This window comes from Eubacterium sp. AF36-5BH (genome assembly GCF_003460505.1).
Lineage (GTDB): Bacteria > Bacillota > Clostridia > Lachnospirales > Lachnospiraceae > Eubacterium_G.
Map to the genome: position 1 here is coordinate 136,226 of NZ_QTVG01000004.1, position 18,062 is coordinate 154,287.

General features: G+C 34.1%; 12 protein-coding genes and 1 pseudogene. 10 read left to right on the forward strand and 3 right to left on the reverse strand.

What is annotated here, in order from left to right:
• Positions 1 to 51: 51 nt before the first annotated feature.
• The 3 genes from DW006_RS05030 to DW006_RS05040 all read right to left on the reverse strand — a co-directional run bounded on the left by DW006_RS05030 (position 52) and on the right by DW006_RS05040 (position 2,152).
• Positions 52 to 810 (reverse strand): DnaJ domain-containing protein, encoded by a 759-nt coding sequence (locus DW006_RS05030; RefSeq protein WP_117999323.1) that lies wholly within the window; start codon positions 808 to 810, stop codon positions 52 to 54.
• On the reverse strand, positions 803 to 1,738 hold the full coding sequence (locus tag DW006_RS05035; RefSeq protein ID WP_117999324.1) for a DUF5685 family protein: 936 nt from the start codon (positions 1,736 to 1,738) through the stop codon (positions 803 to 805). Before DW006_RS05035 ends, DW006_RS05030 begins: the two co-directional genes overlap by 8 nt.
• 72 nt (positions 1,739 to 1,810) lie before the next feature.
• On the reverse strand, positions 1,811 to 2,152 hold the full coding sequence (locus DW006_RS05040) for a hypothetical protein (protein ID WP_243002583.1): 342 nt from the start codon (positions 2,150 to 2,152) through the stop codon (positions 1,811 to 1,813).
• Positions 2,153 to 2,777: 625 nt separating this feature from the next.
• On the opposite strand from DW006_RS05040, the gene DW006_RS05045 reads away from it, so the two are divergent.
• The 10 genes and pseudogenes from DW006_RS05045 (at position 2,778) to DW006_RS05090 (ending at position 18,062) form a co-directional block, all read left to right on the forward strand.
• On the forward strand, positions 2,778 to 4,229 hold the full coding sequence (locus tag DW006_RS05045) for a sugar transferase (protein ID WP_117999326.1): 1,452 nt from the start codon (positions 2,778 to 2,780) through the stop codon (positions 4,227 to 4,229).
• Positions 4,230 to 4,293: 64 nt separating this feature from the next.
• Positions 4,294 to 4,440 (forward strand): annotated as a pseudogene (locus tag DW006_RS12260) (dTDP-glucose 4,6-dehydratase); the annotation flags it as partial.
• 212 nt (positions 4,441 to 4,652) lie between these two features.
• Positions 4,653 to 5,909, forward strand: coding sequence for a nucleotide sugar dehydrogenase (locus DW006_RS05055; protein WP_117999327.1), 1,257 nt, complete (start codon positions 4,653 to 4,655; stop codon positions 5,907 to 5,909).
• Positions 5,910 to 6,144: 235 nt separating this feature from the next.
• Positions 6,145 to 10,929 carry a glycosyl hydrolase gene (locus DW006_RS05060; RefSeq protein ID WP_117999328.1) on the forward strand — a complete coding sequence of 1,595 codons (4,785 nt, stop codon included), beginning with the start codon at positions 6,145 to 6,147 and terminating at the stop codon, positions 10,927 to 10,929.
• Positions 10,930 to 11,404: 475 nt separating this feature from the next.
• Positions 11,405 to 12,406, forward strand: coding sequence for a hypothetical protein (locus DW006_RS05065; protein ID WP_117999329.1), 1,002 nt, complete (start codon positions 11,405 to 11,407; stop codon positions 12,404 to 12,406).
• Positions 12,407 to 12,578: 172 nt separating this feature from the next.
• The gene (gene glf / locus DW006_RS05070) at positions 12,579 to 13,706 is read left to right on the forward strand and encodes a UDP-galactopyranose mutase (RefSeq protein ID WP_117999330.1); all 1,128 of its coding nucleotides are present in this window, start codon (positions 12,579 to 12,581) and stop codon (positions 13,704 to 13,706) included.
• Between the two features lie 67 nt (positions 13,707 to 13,773).
• Positions 13,774 to 14,856: a glycosyltransferase gene (locus DW006_RS05075; protein ID WP_117999331.1), complete on the forward strand. Its 1,083-nt coding sequence runs from the start codon at positions 13,774 to 13,776 to the stop codon at positions 14,854 to 14,856.
• A gap of 1 nt (position 14,857) precedes the next feature.
• Entirely contained in the window at positions 14,858 to 15,991 is a 1,134-nt protein-coding gene (locus DW006_RS05080) for a glycosyltransferase (RefSeq protein WP_158561075.1), read from the forward strand.
• A 100-nt stretch (positions 15,992 to 16,091) separates the two neighbouring features.
• A complete protein-coding gene (locus DW006_RS05085) occupies positions 16,092 to 16,544 on the forward strand; it encodes an acyltransferase (protein ID WP_199521884.1) in 453 nt (150 codons plus the stop codon).
• Between the two features lie 21 nt (positions 16,545 to 16,565).
• Positions 16,566 to 18,062 (forward strand): hypothetical protein, encoded by a 1,497-nt coding sequence (locus DW006_RS05090; RefSeq protein WP_117999333.1) that lies wholly within the window; start codon positions 16,566 to 16,568, stop codon positions 18,060 to 18,062.

The window sequence follows — 18,062 nt, forward strand, 5'->3', positions numbered from 1 at the left end:
ATATAAAGTGTAAAAACTTATATTTGAGGTTTATTAATTCTCTCTATATAATTAACATCTGCAACAAAGACTCATAATGCAAAGTGTTGTACATGGGTCGCTACAAATTGTAGCACCTGTTCCACCGAATTCCTGTTGTCTGCCTGCGTACCAGTCGCCACCACTTTCAAGAGCTTGTACAAGGCGCTGATATGTACTGTTTCCCGGTTCCATCTGAAGTGCAGTTTTTGCAAAATCAAGGGCAAGGACATTATTTCCAACACCGTTGTTTGCAACAGCACTTAGGAAGTACCAGTATGCTGAACGGTCTTCAATTGAACCAAGTACATTGAGCGCTTCCTGAAAATGACCAGTGTTAATGTAGTTTGATGCGGCAGTGTAATGTGGGTCCTGATTAGACGCATTAGCACCTCCGTAGCCATTGCCACCATTTGAACTGTAGCCACCAAAGAAACTTCCGAAAGGTCCAAAACCACCAAAAGGATCGTCATAGGCACCACCCTGCCCATAACTTCCATAGCCACTTGAACCGCCCTGACCGTAACTTCCGTAACCGCCAGAACCGTAACCCTGACCATAGCCACCGGCACTTTGTCCGTAACCACTGCCGGAAGAACCGTACTTACGCTCGTTCATAATCTGGTCGTATGCCTGCTGAACTAACTTAAACATCTCTTCCGCCTTATCCTTATTAGGATTATTAATATTAGCATCAGGATGATATTTTCTACTTTTTTCTCTATATGCTTTTTTTACTTCATCGTCTGTGGCACTTCTGTCAATGCCAAGAACCTTATATGGATCACTCATAATACTTTGTCCAAACTCCCGCGTATAATATATTTCTTAAAATATTAGCATTATCTAATATTGGTAAAAATTCAAATTCTTTCGAACAAGCTGCCATCATCATGGTCAGCATCTGCTTTATTCTATCATCAAAATCCTCATCCTTGCAAATATTTTTAAAAGGATTGTAACTGCCTTTTTTCAAATCTTTTTCCAAATCCTTGTAAGCATCCAGTATGTAAATAAACTTTCCAAGGAAAAATCCCATTCGGCTAAGAATAGGAGCCCATTGGTCATCTTTCGGCGTAAACAAAACGCTCATGATTTTCCCGAAAGAACCTGCAACTAAGTCAATATTAGTTTCCCCAGTTTCCTCATACTGCTGAAGCTCATCTAAATACCAGGAAATCAACTCAACTTTTTCCTTATATAGAATTGATTTGGATTTATCACAAAAATTAGATTCAATCTGGGTATCAAATTCAGTCCCGGAAACACTCTCGCTACCGAAATTTGACGCAGTGCTAGAAACACTTACGATTCTTGAGTCAGCCCTTGAATTTTTCTTGGAAAATGATTTGCATTTTCTCTTTAGAATAGAAGAAAAAGCTAACTTAATAATATTTTTGTCATCATGCCAATCATCTCTTGCTTTAAAATAAGCAAGAACCACATTCATATCTGCTACATAGTCAGTGTAAGAACTGCTAAGCATCAGGTGTTTTCCCTGTGGATGAGAAATACAACGATGGTGTTCTTCTGTAACAGGGGCTTCGTACAGGCTGGTAAGAAGTAACGACAGAAATGTCATGTCATAAGTTAAAGTCACCTGACCTGTAATGCCGTAACGCTCCTTTAAACAATGACAAAGACCACAATAGTAGCCTTTGTAAACATCGAACTCTTTAAATTTCAATTCAGGTTTGTTAATAACAACGTATCCAAACATAAAACTCCTTTGGAAAACTTCCCAATAAGCAAATGTAAAACTCTGCCGATTGGCGTGCAAAAGGAAAGCTCCCTAGCTTCTTCTAATAAATTTAGTGCTGCACTTTGGACAGCGAATTTCAATTTTGCCATGTCCTCTTGGTATTCTGATTTTCTGAGAACAAGTAGGACATTTAAAATATTTGTAGTTTTTTCTATCCTGTGTGTTAGCACGACTTCCAGTGTAGCCTCCGCCATAATTGTTTTGATAATTACCGTAGTTGTTTTGATATCCACCATTGTAACCATTGCCGTTACGCTTAAATTTGCCAATGAACTTTAAATACTTCTCGTTTTCTGCCGCTCTCTTGTAAATGTTTTTGGAAAACATTCTATAGTAAGTAAGAATAATTAAAAGCAAAATAAGAAAGCTCATAAAACTGCCTCTTACAAAAAGTGACAATACGCATAAAATAAAAATAACTACTAACATAAATCTAGAAAGTTGATCAACTCCATATCTCCCATACATAAAATTTGTGAATTTGTCTCGCCAATTCATACTAAAATCTCCAATCTAAATTTAAATTATTAAATTGTAAAAATAAAAAATAAATTCCGTAGGTCCTAATTAAAAGTGCAAAACCTATAATTAAAAACACAAACTGAATTTAATATTCTATAAACTAATATTAATATTATCCCCCTTTTTTCATAAAGGCAAGGTGAGAGCGGGACATTTAACATTTAAGTCACAAAAGTTTACAAATAGGTAAAAAATAAGAATTTTACAAAAGAAAATAAACAGGGATTACAAAAAAACTCAATAAAAAAAAATAAATATAAAAAGCAATATAATATTATCTCATTTACACAATATTTGTATTAGTGTAAAATAAAGGAGAATAGATGAAACGGAATATAATGATAATTAATAGAAAATCATAATGTAATGAAAACATACAAATTGTGAATTAAGATTTTCGGGGGAACTAAATCAAATTATAAAAGAAAAACAGACAGATAAAATTTGTAAGTGCAGGAATACATAGGAGAATAAAATGTACAGAAAATACAGACAAGGTTGGATGAAGCACTTGGATTTTATGATAATAGATATGTTATGTTTGCAAATTGCATTTATTTTGTCATATGTAATAAGACATGGTTTACAAAATCCATATTTAGATATGGACTATCGCAATTTGGCAATATTTATTGAAGTGGCAGATATAGCTATTATATATATTTTTGAGACTTTTCAAGACGTTCTAAAACGTGGCTATTATCAGGAATTTGCAGTAACACTAAAACATTCAATATTAATAATGCTAGTTGCAGTGTTGTTTATTTTTAGCTTGAAAGAAAGCACACAGTTTTCACGAATAGTTATTTTTATGACAACGCCGTTGTACGCATTTATTTCATATGTGCAAAGAATTATATGGAAACAGATATTAAAAAAATACAGTTTGGATATAAATAACAGAACACTTTTAATTATAACTAATAATGGTATTGCAGAAGATGTTGTGACTAAAATGAAGAAGAATAATTATGCAGGTTATAACATTAACGGTGTGGCAATAATTGATGAAAAAAGAGAGGGCGATGTAATTTCAGGAATCCCGGTTGTGGCAGATTATGATGATGTACTAAAGTACGTTTGCAGAGAGTGGGTAGATGAGGTTTTTGTAAAAATAGATATACCTGAAATACAAGCTCATGATTTTTTGGAAAAGTTAGTAGAAACAGGTGTTGTGGTACACTTAGGGATAGCACAGGAATTCGAAACCATTGGAAGTAAGCAAATTTTTGAACGAATGGGCGACTATGCTGTTATGACAACTACTATAAATTATATAACAGCAAAACAAGCATTTCTTAAGAGAATGTTGGATATAGTTGGTGGGTTAGTCGGAACTTTTTTTACGGGAGTATTATTTGTTTTTATAGCTCCGGCTATTTTTATCAGTTCACCAGGCCCGATATTTTTCAAGCAGGAAAGAATCGGAAAAAATGGAAAAAGATTTAAGATGTACAAATTTAGAAGTATGTACAGAGATGCGGAAGAACGAAAGAAAGAACTTATGGAAAAGAACCGTATAAAAGACGGTATGATGTTTAAATTAGATTTTGATGAGAGAATCATTGGCAATAAAATAATGCCTAATGGTGAGCAAAAAACAGGAATTGGAGATTTTATAAGAAGAACAAGTTTAGATGAATTTCCACAGTTTATTAATGTTTTAAAAGGTGACATGTCATTGGTTGGGACAAGACCGCCGACTGTTGATGAGTGGGAAAAATATGAACTTCATCATAGGGCCAGATTGTCAATAAAACCGGGTATTACCGGTATGTGGCAGACAAGCGGTAGAAGTAATATTACGGATTTTGAGGAAGTCGTAAGATTGGATACGGAATACATAAAAAACTGGACACCTGGTTTAGACATAAGAATATTGTTGAAAACTGTTGTTTCTATTGTTAGCAGAAAAGGTTCTATGTAAGTTTTAGACAGAAGAGAATGAAAGGAAGAAAATTAGGAAGATAGACAATGAACATTATTGTGACTGGTTACCTGAAACAAAATTTGCCGACGGAATCAAGAAAACAATTCAGTGGTATCTTGATAACAAAGAATGGTGGAAAACAATTATTTCAGGAGAATACAGGGAGTATTATAGGAAAATGTACGACAATAGGTGTACATGTCATTAAATAATTTCTCTTTATATGATTATGTATTTGTGTTATATTAAGAAGGTTAAAGGGTCTATGCATTTAACTTTGTTAAATTTAAAATATCAAAACGAATTTATAATTTGATTGCAGTGTCAGGAAGTCTGATTACACATAATGAATAATTGGTGTGATTAGGATTTAGTTGTTTGACACCAAAATCATAAGTTAAAAACAAGTGAGGTAGAACAATGAGAGAATTTAAGGATTTGAAGATTGCGGTAGCAGGAACAGGTTATGTTGGATTATCAATTGCTACTTTATTATCACAGCATCATCAGGTAACTGCTGTTGATATTATTCCTGAAAAGGTTGAACTTATTAATAATAAGAAGTCACCTATACAGGATGATTATATTGAAAAATATTTGGCTGAAAAGGATTTAAACCTTACAGCAACATTAGACGCAAAGGCAGCTTACGAAGATGCAGATTTTGTTGTTATTGCAGCACCAACTAACTATGACAGCAAGACACAGCATTTTGATACATCAGCAGTTGAAGCGGTAATTGATTTAGTAATGGAATATAATCCTGAAGCAATCATGATTATTAAATCAACAATTCCTGTAGGATATACAAAGAGTATCAGAGAAAAAACAGGTAGCGAAAATATTATTTTCAGCCCTGAATTTTTAAGAGAAAGCAAGGCTTTGTATGACAATCTATATCCTAGCAGAATTATTGTAGGAACAGATTTTAACAATGATAAGTTAGTAGAAGCTGCTCATACTTTTGCAAAGTTATTACAGGAAGGTGCAATCAAGGAAGATATTGATACATTATTTATGGGATTCACAGAAGCGGAAGCTGTAAAACTTTTTGCAAACACATATTTAGCATTACGTGTTGCTTATTTTAATGAATTAGACACATATGCAGAGTCAAAGGGCTTAAACACACAGGAAATTATTGATGGTGTATGTTTAGATCCAAGAATTGGAACACATTATAATAACCCAAGTTTCGGATATGGCGGTTATTGTTTGCCAAAGGATACAAAGCAGTTATTAGCAAACTATGCTGACGTACCTGAAAACTTAATCGAAGCCATAGTAGAAAGCAACAGAACAAGAAAGAGCTACATTGCAGACAGAGTTCTTCAGATGGCAGGCTACTATGATTACAGCAGTGATTATGATTACGATGATTCAAAAGAAAAGAATGTTGTAATTGGTGTTTATCGTTTAACAATGAAGAGTAATAGTGACAACTTTAGACAGAGCTCAATTCAGGGTGTTATGAAGAGAGTTAAGGCTAAGGGCGCTAAGGTTGTTATTTACGAGCCAACTTTAGAAGATGGTGATACATTCTTTGGAAGCGAAGTTGTAAATGACTTAGATAAGTTCAAGGAAATGAGTCAGGCAATTATTGCAAACAGATACGATAGTTGTTTAGATGATGTTAAGGAAAAAGTTTATACAAGAGATATTTTCCAGAGAGACTAGAATATTTAGTGAGTTGATTTGGAAGATAAGAATTCAAATATTAATTACAATAAACATAGAAAAGCACAAGGTCAAAAGATTTTGTGCTTTTTTCGCTAAAATAAACACTGAAAATAAAATAATTGCACTAACAAATTGTAAAAAAGAGATTTAATATATATATACAGTTAAAGCCATTAGAGTGTAAAATAGAAATAATAGGCACATTAAAATATTAAACAAAAAAGGAGACAAAATGAAGAAAGGACTTTTAAAAAAATCATTGGCGCTATGTTGTTCTATTACAATGTTGGCAACTAGTGTACCAATAACAAACGTATCAGCAGCAGATTTTACAGATGATTCTGTTAATGTGATGGTTGATAAGGGCGGATACAAAACAGAGGTTTTTGGGGTAAGGACAGAAGATTGGGGACAAACTTGGACTGATAGAAAAGATTCGCTTCCACCATCAAAGGTTTATTTAACCGACAATTATAAAGAAACAGTTGGAACAGTGCCAACAAACGATTGGGCAAGCTCAGTTGTTTTTGATCAATATTCTGAGTCGCTTTATGCACATCCACTTGCTTACAGAGCAGCAAGTAACGGAATGCAGATGGCATCACCGGCAGTAGTTGATAGCACTTCCTATGTTGACGGAGAGCCAACAGTAGAAAGCTTGTTAGAAGATGACACAGTGGAACTTGTAGTAGGTGGAGACAGCTTTAGTGCAAAAGATGCAAGCGTTGATAAAACTACAGACTGGAGTTACGAGATTGTAATGGCAAACAATGCAGGCAGCAGTTCCATGAGAGCAATTATTGCTAAGGGAACTCCTTATGCATACTATACTTTTGATAATATGTCACCAACAATTTCACTTGGTGCAGGCGCAACAGATTTAGCTATAGTAAAGAACACAACAGCTTCAAATATTATTGGTGTAAGTCTTAAGAACAAAAAAGACGGTAAGACACATTACTATATGTTAAGCGCACCTTCAGGAACTACATGGACTAATGCAGGTGGAAAACTTACAGCAAAGTTACCAGCAGGCAAAAACTATATGTCTGTGGCAATTCTACCGGATGGAAGCAACGAGGCTTTTTCATTATATGAAAAGTATGCTTTTAATTTTATTACGGATACAAAGGTACAGTGGGAATATCTTAATAATTCAGCCAAGGTTGTAACAAAATATAACGTAACAACTAAGAATATGGAAACAGGAGCTGTAGGTGGAGACACAATTATGGCACTTTATCCACACCAGTGGCGTTATACTGAAGCTGACTTTACAAAATACACTTACAACACAATTCGTGGAACAATGAAAACTGTTGTAGGTTCAAGTTATGTAACTCAGATGCAGTACAACGGGATTTTGTCAACACTTCCAACAACAACTGATGAGGAAACAGTTGGCAAAATCAAGGAACAGCTTGGTTATTTATACGACTATAGAAAGAAAAAAGATGATCCAAAGTGGATTTGCTATTTAGAAGGTCAGTATGGTGGCTATGATACATATTGGGTTGGAAAGAATCTTAACACTATGGCAGATGCAATATGGCTTTCAGGTCAGCTTGATAACGATGATACTGACATGAAGACTATTACAGATGAAATGGTTGATGGAGTAAAAGATTACCTTGAATTTTGGTTTGATCCATATCAGGGATATATTAGCGGAAATTATAAAGACGATTATTTTTACTATGACAAGAATTACGGTACTTTAATTGGGTATCCTTCATCTTATGATTCTGACAAACAGGTAAATGACCACCATTTCCATTACGGATATTGGATTAAAGCAGCTGCAGCAGTTGCCATGGAAAAGCCTGAATGGGCAAAAGAATGGGGTGGCATGGTTTACGAGATGATTGGTGATATTGCCAATGTTCATCGTGATGGTAAGGGCTACAACGAAAACAGTTCTACAAGATATCCATTCCTTAGAAACTTTGACATTTACGAAGGTCATTCATGGGCATCAGGCGTTGCCAATTATGAATATGATGAAAATGGTGAATTAGTAGACAAGAAGGGTGGACTGGCAGGTGGAAACAATCAGGAGTCTTCGTCTGAATCTATTAATGCCTGGGCATCATTAATTCTTTGGGGCGAGGCTGTTGGCGATAAAGAAGTTCGAGATGCAGGTATTTATATGTATACAACAGAAGTGGCAGCAATTGAGGACTACTACTATGATGTACATGATGAAATTTTTACAGACAAATATGAAGACAAAGATAATTACAATATTCAGACAGTTACAAGATTGTTTGGCGGTCGTTATGATCACACAGCTTGGTGGACAGAAAATTCCATTGAAGTAACAACAATTACCATGCTTCCTATTTCAGGGGCAACTCTTTATATGGGAAAATACAAGGATAAAGTAAAAAATGTTGTGGACAGCATAGATGAGAACAGTAAGCAGTGGCAGCATTTTGTGGCAAATAAAAACCAGATTTGTACAAATTACGGAAAAAAAGACATGCTTATAGATCCTAAAACAAATCAGGATGTAATTGCAGAATATTATGCCTATTATGATCCGGATGGTGCGTTGGCACGTTGGGATCAAAGTGATACTGGAAAGGTTGAAAACGGTGAGTCAAGGGCTCATACATTGTCATATATAACATCACTTCAGAAATATGGAAATCAGGATTTTTCTATTACAGGTAGCGATCCTCTTTCATTGGTTTTAAGCAAGGACGGTAAGAAAACTTACGTTGCAGAGAATCACACAGATCAGGTGAAGAGAGTTTATTTTACAGATGATACATATGTAGATGTTCCAGCTAACTCAAGTTATGTAGGCAAGAAGACAGGTGATGGAGCTAATCCAAATATTGATGATAGTGAGTTACTTGGAAACACAACAAAAGTAACAGTAGAAAATTATTTAGAAAATTATGCAGGTAATGGCTACGACATGACTTCAAGTCAGGTTAGTGTAAAAGAAGGAGAAACAAGCTATACATATCAGCCACAGAATATTACAGGTTTTAATTTTGACAGTAGTAACAAAGGTAATGTTCTTACTACAGCTGTAAAGGAAGATAATTCATCAGTGGTGAAAGCTTACTATGAGCGTAACAACTACACTATAAGTTATGTTCTAAACGGTGGTGTATTTACAAATGCACAGCCAGGGGCTGCTGGACAGAATGCATACGGTGGTAATCCAACTAACTACCGATATGGTAGTAGCATTAAGTTAGTAAATCCTACAAAAGCAGGTTATAAATTCGAAGGTTGGTTTGCTGATTCTAATTATGAGAATGAAATTACGGAAATCACACCAACAACCGCAGGCGATTTGACGTTATATGCCAAGTTTGTTGATGAGTCCATAATTACAAATTTTACAGTTGAATACTATAAACAGAGTGAAGACCGAAGTGAGTATAATCTTGTGGAAGAAGATACTGTTAAAGTGACAAGTATTGTTGGTAAGGAAGTATCTGCAGTTGAGAAAACATATGACGGATACAAACTTAATGAAAATTCAATTACAACAGGTGTTGTTTTACCTAACGGAAAATTGATTCTGCGATTATATTATGACATTGACCAGAAAACTTCTACAAATACAGACAGAGGAGCATACATAGGAAGTGATGGTAAACTTAATTTTGTTGTAAAAGACAATGCAGGTAGAGTGTTACTTTACTATAAGGTTGTTAGTAAACAGGCAGAGGCAGAGGCGTTTTACAACGAAGCTGTCGCAAGTAATGGCGGCAATTGCCCGGGATATTTTATGGAAAAATCAGGCGATGGGTTTAAGAAAGTTGCTAATGAAACTGTAAGTGGAAGCGATTATGTTATCTATAGATTTAATATTGATGACAAAGAATTTACCGATTGGAATTTGGCACAAATATCAGATTTGGGAAATGCCGGAACAAATAATAAAAAAGCAAATTACAGCGTGAAGTATTTTGTTCAGGATAAAGACCAAAATGAATATACTGAAAATAAAAACATGGCAGTAACTGTTGAAGGCACTGTGGGAGAAGCTGTTGTTGCTACAAAGAAAAATGTTGTAGAAAATAATAACGTTCAGGAAAACAACGGACAGGGCTTTACAGTAAATGTTAAAAAGAGTAGCCTTTTCGGTGTGGTAAAAGAAGATGGCAGCTTAGAATTAAAGGTGTATTATGATAGAAACACTTATGCTATTGACTATAATGGTTTAGGTAATGCTACACATAGCAACCCATCAACATATGTTTATGGAAATGCAGTTAAACTTACAAACCCGGTAGGCGGTGAAAAATTCCAGGGCTGGTATTTAGATGATAGTTACACACAACAAATTTCAGAAATAGCCGAGGGTACTTTGGAAAATATTGTACTTTATGCAAAGTTTAAAAATTCACAGCCGGCGACAACAAAACCGGCAGAAACACCAAAGCCAACAACAAAGCCTGGTGAGACAACAGATAAGCCGGGTGAAGTTACAACAAAGCCTGGTGAGACAACAAATAAGTCAGATGATGTTACAACAAAACCAAGTGGAACAACAGAAATTCCGGCAACAAGTAACCCTGCTACAACAGGAAATGGTGAAACAACAAAGCCAAGTACTACAACAGGAACAGGTGAAGTAACAACAGCTCCAGGTAAAACAACAGGAGCGGGCGAAGTAACAACAGCTCCAGGAAAAACAACAAAACCTGGTACATCTGTTACAACAAAAATAAAACGACCTGCCAAGGTTAAGAAGATTAAACTAAAGAAGAAAATCTCTAAAAAGAGCAATGGCAAATTCAAGAGAAAAATTAGCATTAAGTGGAAAAAACTAAAAGGCGTAACAGGTTATCAAATTGCAATTAGAATTGGCAAGAAAGGCAAATTCAAAGTTGTAAAGAAAATCAAGAAAAACAAACGCAAATACATAAAGTCAAAGGTTAAACTGGGAAAGACTTATTATGTAAAAGTAAGAGCTTATAGGAAAGTTGGCAAGAAAGTAGTTTATGGAAAATACTCGAAGGCTAAAAAATGTAAGTTTAAGAAATAGTTTGAATAATGGAAGACAATTGTTATTTATTAGCACACACTGTGCCACCTGACAAATTAACGAAAGCACGCTCCCGCTGCCAAATGCTTGTAGCGGTTCTATAAAGCCGACTACGCTGCCTTTATGAACCGACGGCGTTAGAGCACTTTCTTTTAACTTTGTCAGTTGTCACAGTGAAGAACTTGGTTTGCATAACATAGCAATTGTATTCATTCTTTTACTTTACAAGAAAAATTATTTAAAATAAATGTTTATAGAAATTTTGTAGGAAACTGCACTTTCTCCATAGGGAGATTGTGCAGTTTCCTTATGTAATAGTTTTAAAGTTTATGGAAAACTAGAAAAATACTTATTTTGAATTATAAAATAGAAAACAAACAACAAATACTTGACTATATATCACAAAAAGAATATAATAAAATTCAAACAAAAAGAGATATAATTAAAACTATACCAAACTATGAGGAGGGAATACATGAGTAGTGTAAACAGAGAGTACAAAGACAGAATATTTTGCATGATTTTTGGATATGAGAAGTACAAGAAGAATTTATTGGATTTGTTTAACGCATTAAACGGAACGAATTACACACGAGAGGAAGACTTGGAAATTAATACCCTTGATAATGCCATATACATGAGCATGAGAAATGACGTGTCATGCATAATTGACAGCAACATGGCACTGTTTGAACAGCAAAGCACATGGAATCCCAACATGCCACTTAGAGGGTTTTTATATTGTGGCAGTTTATACAACAAGTATATAAAACAGCATAAATTAGATATTTATAACAGAAAACTAATAAAGTTGCCAACACCACAATACTATGTTTTATACAATGGAACAGAAAAAAAGGATGAGGTAATAGAACTAAAACTGTCAGATGCATTTGCTCATACTGTGGATAAGGGAGAGTTTGAGTGGACAGCAAAAGTAATAAATATAAATACAGGAAATAATAATAGTTTAATTTCAAAGTGTAAAGTGCTGAAAGGATATGTTATACTAACAACTAGGATGAGAGAGTATATCAGTAAATATTCCAGTAAGGATTTCAGTGAAGAGGAAGCAGTGAAAATGGCTGTGGACGAATGCATAAATGAAGATGTGTTGCGAGAATTTCTGCTGGAAAATAAGGCGGAGGTGGTAAAAATGTTCTTGACAGAGTATAACGAAAAGCAGACATTGGAAAACATGTATAATGATGGTGTTGAAGTTGGTAAAGAAAAGGGCATAGAAATTGGCAAAGCTCAAGGCATAGAGATGGGCAAAGTGCAGGGGATTGAATTCGGAGAACGCAAAAAACTTGTTGAAATGGTATATAAGAAAATAAAAAAAGGAAAAACTGTAGAAGAAATAGCAGATGATTTGGAAGAAAATATAGAAGTTGTCAAGCAGATTTGTGGTAATATTAATGCCGTTGGCATAAACAAGAACTTGGAAGTAATCATAGAACAATTAACAATGAAATAGAGAATAGAAAAAAGTCCTGTAAGTGTTTTGAAAAAATGGAACACTTGCAGGTTTTTTCTTTCCTACAAAAGACCTTTTAATGTTCCTATATACGTGTTAATATTATAATAATATGGGCTGTTATTCCATATAAGAAATAATAATTTAAAAATTAGAAAAGTGAGATTAAAATATGTACGATTTTTTAGTAGTAGGTGCAGGACTTTTTGGAAGTATTTTTGCACATGAAGCAAGCAAAGCAGGAAAGAAAGTTTTAGTTATTGACAAAAGACCTAACATAGCAGGTAATATATACACAGAAAACATTGATGGAATTAATGTTCATAAATATGGAGCACATATTTTTCATACTAATAACAAAGAAGTATGGGATTACATACAGCAGTTTGCTGAATTTAACAGATATACCAACTCGCCTGTGGCAAGATACAAGGACGAATTATATAACTTGCCATTTAATATGAATACATTTAATAAAATGTGGGGAGTTTTTACACCGGATGAAGCGAGAAAGAAGATTAAAGAGCAGGTAGAAGAAGCAGGAATTACTGAACCAAAGAATTTGGAAGAACAGGCAATTTCAATGGTAGGAAAAGATATTTATGAGAAGCTTATTAAGGGATATACAGGTAAGCAGTGGGGAAGACCATGCGATCAGTTACCAAGTTTCATTATTAAGCGTTTGCCTGTCAGATTTACATATGATAACAATTATTTTAATGACAAATATCAGGGAATCCCGGTGGGTGGCTACACGCAGATTATCGAGAAAATGTTGGCTGGCATTGAAGTGAGACTTAACGAGGATTTCTTTGACAAAAAAGAAGAGTACAAAAACATTGCAAATAAGATTGTGTTTACGGGAATGATTGATGAGTATTTTGATTACTGCTACGGAGAATTAGAGTACCGTTCATTAAGATTTGAAACAGAGGAACTTGAACAGGAAAATTATCAGGGCAACGCAGTAGTGAATTACACAGAGTACGAAATTCCATATACAAGAATTATCGAACACAAACATTTCGAATTTGCATGTCAGGGTGGAAACGAAGGCAGCATACCTAAGACAATCATTACAAAAGAATATCCTGCAACTTGGAAGAAAGGCGACGAACCTTACTATCCAATGAATGACGAGAAAAATAACAAGTTATATGCACAGTACAAAGAGTTAGCTGAAAAAGAATCAAATGTAATTTTTGGCGGTAGACTTGGAATGTACAAGTATTTTGATATGCACAATGTAGTGGAAGAAGCACTTAATTGTGTTAAAGAAAATATGTGTGCGAAAAACTGAGTCCAGAATATTAAGTATTCATAAGGGAAATTGAAAGGAAAATCTAGTACAGCATACGGAGAAAATTATGGCAAAAGAAAAAAAGAAAGTGCTGCATATGGTAGAAGCAATGGGAGGCGGAGTCTTTACATTTATAGTAGAACTTGCAAACGGGTTGTGTAACGATTTTGATATTACCATTGCTTTTGGAATGCGTGAAGAAACACCAAAGAATTATGCAGATTTTTTTGACAATAGAATACAGCTTGTGGAAGTAAAGAATTTTACAAGAAGTCTTAATCCAATGAAAGATTTGAAGGCGTATCTTGAATTAAGAAAAATCGTAAAAGATGTTCAACCGGATATAATTCATACTCATTCTTCAAAAGCTGGAGCTATAGGTAGATTTATGTTCCCAGGAAAATGCGAAAAAGTTTTATATACACCTCATGGATATAGCTTTTTAATGGAAGGCGTCTCAAAAAATAAAAGAAATTTATACAAGTTAATAGAAAAAATATGTGGTGCAAAGTCAAATTGCATTACCATTGCCTGCGGTGAAAGTGAATGGAAGCAGGGACTTACAGTTTGTAAAGAATCAACATACATTAGTAATGGCATCAATATGTCGAAAATGGACAGAATACTTGAAACTTTACCATTAGTAGGAAAAAATCATCCATACACAGTTTATACCTTGGGAAGAGTTACATACCAAAAAAATCCGGAAATGTTTAATGAAATTGCTAAAAGGCTTCCGGATATTAGATTCGTGTGGATTGGTGCAGGTGAATTAGAAGATAAACTGACGGCACCTAACATTTTTGTTACAGGCTGGGCAGATGGCGACTGTAGATATGATGTGGCAAATGCCGGAGATGTTTTTCTGCTACCGTCAAGATGGGAAGGCTTGCCAATAGCTTTGCTGGAGGCAATGTACATGGAGAAACCATGTGTGGTTTCAAACGTTATAGGTAACTGCGATGTGATAAAAAACAAGGTAAACGGTTATATGTGTAATACGGTGGATGAGTTTGTGAACGCTATTGAAGCGTGTAGGAATTATGCTCAGGACAATATTATAAAAGAAGCCAAAGAAAATATAAAAGAGAGTTTTAACACAGATATTTTGTGCAAAAAATATAAACAGGTTTATAATGGGGGATATTAAAATGAGGAAAGTAAAAGTATTGGTTCTGATTACAGCCATGGACAGAGGCGGCGCAGAAACAATGGTAATGAATTATTTGCGAAATATAGATAGAGAAAAAGTTCAAATGGACTTTTTAGTGATTAGAAAATATAAGTCAGATTATGAGGACGAGATTAAACAAATGGGAAGCAATGTATACCATTTAAATCCAATTCTTCTAAAGAATATAGGCAGATTCAAAAGAGAATTCAGAAAATTTCTGACGGAACATAGGGAGTATACGATTATACATTCACATTTAGAAGAGAGAAGCTATTTCCCAATGAAAATAGCAAAAAAAATGGGTGTTCCAGTGAGAATCGTTCACGCTCATTCAATACCAAATGACAAGGGACCAAAGCAGTGGGCGAGACTCTATATGAGAAATAGATTGAAGGGGCTGTACACTCATGGCTTTGCCTGTTCAGAAAAAACTGCTAAGTGGCTATTTGGCAACAATATGAAAAATATAACTATTATGAACAATGCAATTGATACTGAAAAGTTCAAGGCAAATGAGAAGACAGGTAAGAAGTTGAGACAGCAGCTAAAAATAGATGAAAAAACACTGGTAGTTGGTCACATAGGCAGATTTGTTAAACAAAAGAATCAACAATTTTTAATAGATATATTCAAAAATGTTAATAACCAAAGATCAAACAGCAAACTTTTGTTAATAGGTGGCGGAAAACCAAAAGCGGAGCAAAAGTATAAAAGCGAAGTAATGAAAAAAATCAAGGAACAGGGCTTGGAAAATAAGGTTAAGTTTCTTGGAGTTAGAGATAACATAGAAGAACTTTTGCAGGTGATGGATGTTTTAGTAATGCCGTCAACAAGCGAAGGCTTTCCGGTGACTTTGGTGGAAGCACAGGCAGCGGGAGTAAGATGTATTGCCTCAGACAGAATAGACTACAAGGTAAACATTACCGATGAAATTCAGTATGAAGCTTTAGAAAGTGATGTTGTAGACTGGGCTAATCGAATAATTTCATTTACAAATACTGAACTTGATGCTGAGGAAATGAACAGAAAAGTAAAGATAGCCGGGTTTGATATAAAAGAAAAGGCGAAAGATTTAGAAGAGTTCTATATTGGTGTTTCGAAAAGTATTTAAAAACTATTTATCAATAGCAAGAAAATATTTAAGCTAAACCTGTGAAAATAAAAGTTATAGATAGGACACAGAATTTATAATGCATGAAGATGGAGGAACCATGAAGTTTATAAAAATGTGGTGCCATTTTAAGGCGAAGATAAAGAAGATAACATACAAATTAATATATGGCAAAAAACTAAAAATCGGAAAAGGAACTACATGGCGCAATGAGTTTCACGTAGCAATCGAGAATGGTGGCACTGTGGAAATAGGAGAAAACTGCTTTTTTAACAATGGTTGCTCATTAAATGCATTAGAGTTCATAAAAATAGGGGATGGAACCATCTTTGGTTCAAACAGTCACGTGTATGACCACAATCATGTGGTGAAAGACGTGGGACAGTCCATAAAAAGTCAGGGTTATACCTGTAAAGAGACTGTTATCGGAAAGCATTGCTGGATTGGAACTAACGTGGTGATAACTAAAGGCGTACATATTGGCGACAACTGCACAATAGGCGCAGGAGTTGTGGTGAGAGAAGATGTTGAGAGCGGAAGTGTAGTGAAGTAGTTGCATAAGAGGAGAAACATAGTGAATAGATATATCGCAAAAGAAAAACAAGGGGCTTGGCTAATAATAAAGATTCTTATAGCAACATCAGTGTTTTTATTAATATGCTCTCGTGCATCTTCCATGATATTGAAAACTTATGGGGATGATTCGGATATTTTTGTTATGTTAGGTAAACTTACAAAAGATGGAATGGTTCCATATAAGGAGTTCTTTGATCATAAAGGTCCGTTTATTATATTAGTGGAATATTTGGCATTTTTGTTACCCAATTATAAAGTGGGATTATTTGTTATAGAATTATTATTTATTGCAGCAACATTAATGGCGGAATATAACATTTTTAAATTATATTTTAATGAGAACAAGTCTTGTATTTTTACAATTGTAAGCTTATTTGTATTAAATATATATTATCAGGGAGGAAATTTTACTGAAGAATATTGTCTTCCATTTTTGATGTGGAGTACATTCTTTTTTGTAAAATATTCGAATAGAAAAAATAAGAAAAATGTGGAGCACAATTTAGGGTATGCCTTTTTTTATGGTATTACATTTACTGTATGTGCTTTAACTAGAATTACAAATGCTTTGCCGTTATGTGCGATAATACTGGTATTATTTGTATATGTATTATTTGAAAAAAGGTATGATATTATTTTAAAAAATATTCTTTGGTTTGCGTTAGGAATACTGGTTAGCCTTACACCATTTGTTATATATTTTATTGCAAAAGGTGCTCTGAAGGATGCAATCTATGCAACATTTATATTTAATTTTAGATATGCAAAAGCAAGCACAAATGAAAAATATCTGTTAAAGGAACAAATTAAGACAATAGTTTATTTAATCCCAATTTTTACAGTATTTTTAGTAAGCTGTTTCAAAAAGAATAAGTTGAAGACAAAAAATATATTATCTATATGTATGGTTGTTATGAGTGTATTTGCGATAGCATTACAAATAAGTGGGCAACCATATCGACACTATCTTATAATATGGTTACCATTATTATGTATTGGTGTATGTATAGTTGACTTGAAATCGATAAAATATAGAACGTATAGATATGTTTTAATGCTTTTCCTTATTATAAGCTCGTGCATAGTGATAGGAAAAAATGTGAGTGTTTTAGCTGATAGTTGTAATCTTGTCACAAAAAATGAAGAACAAGATTATGCAAAATATGTTAATGATTTAAAGGAAAAAATTCCAGGTGATAAGTTAGACAGAGTTATTGCATATAATGTTTTAGCTAAGTTCTACATTATATCGGATATAAAGCCATGTTATAAATATTGTATATTACAAGATTGGCAGTGTAGTCATGATAGTGAAATGACATTAGAGTTTGAGAAAATGATTAAGTCGTTAAAGGCTCAGTACATTGTCATTACCAGGGATAGTATAAATGCTTATGACGGATATATTAATCAACATTATCATCAGAAATATGAAAATAAGTATTTTGAACTGTTAGAAATTAACTATAATACAAATTACGTTAAAGGAAGATAA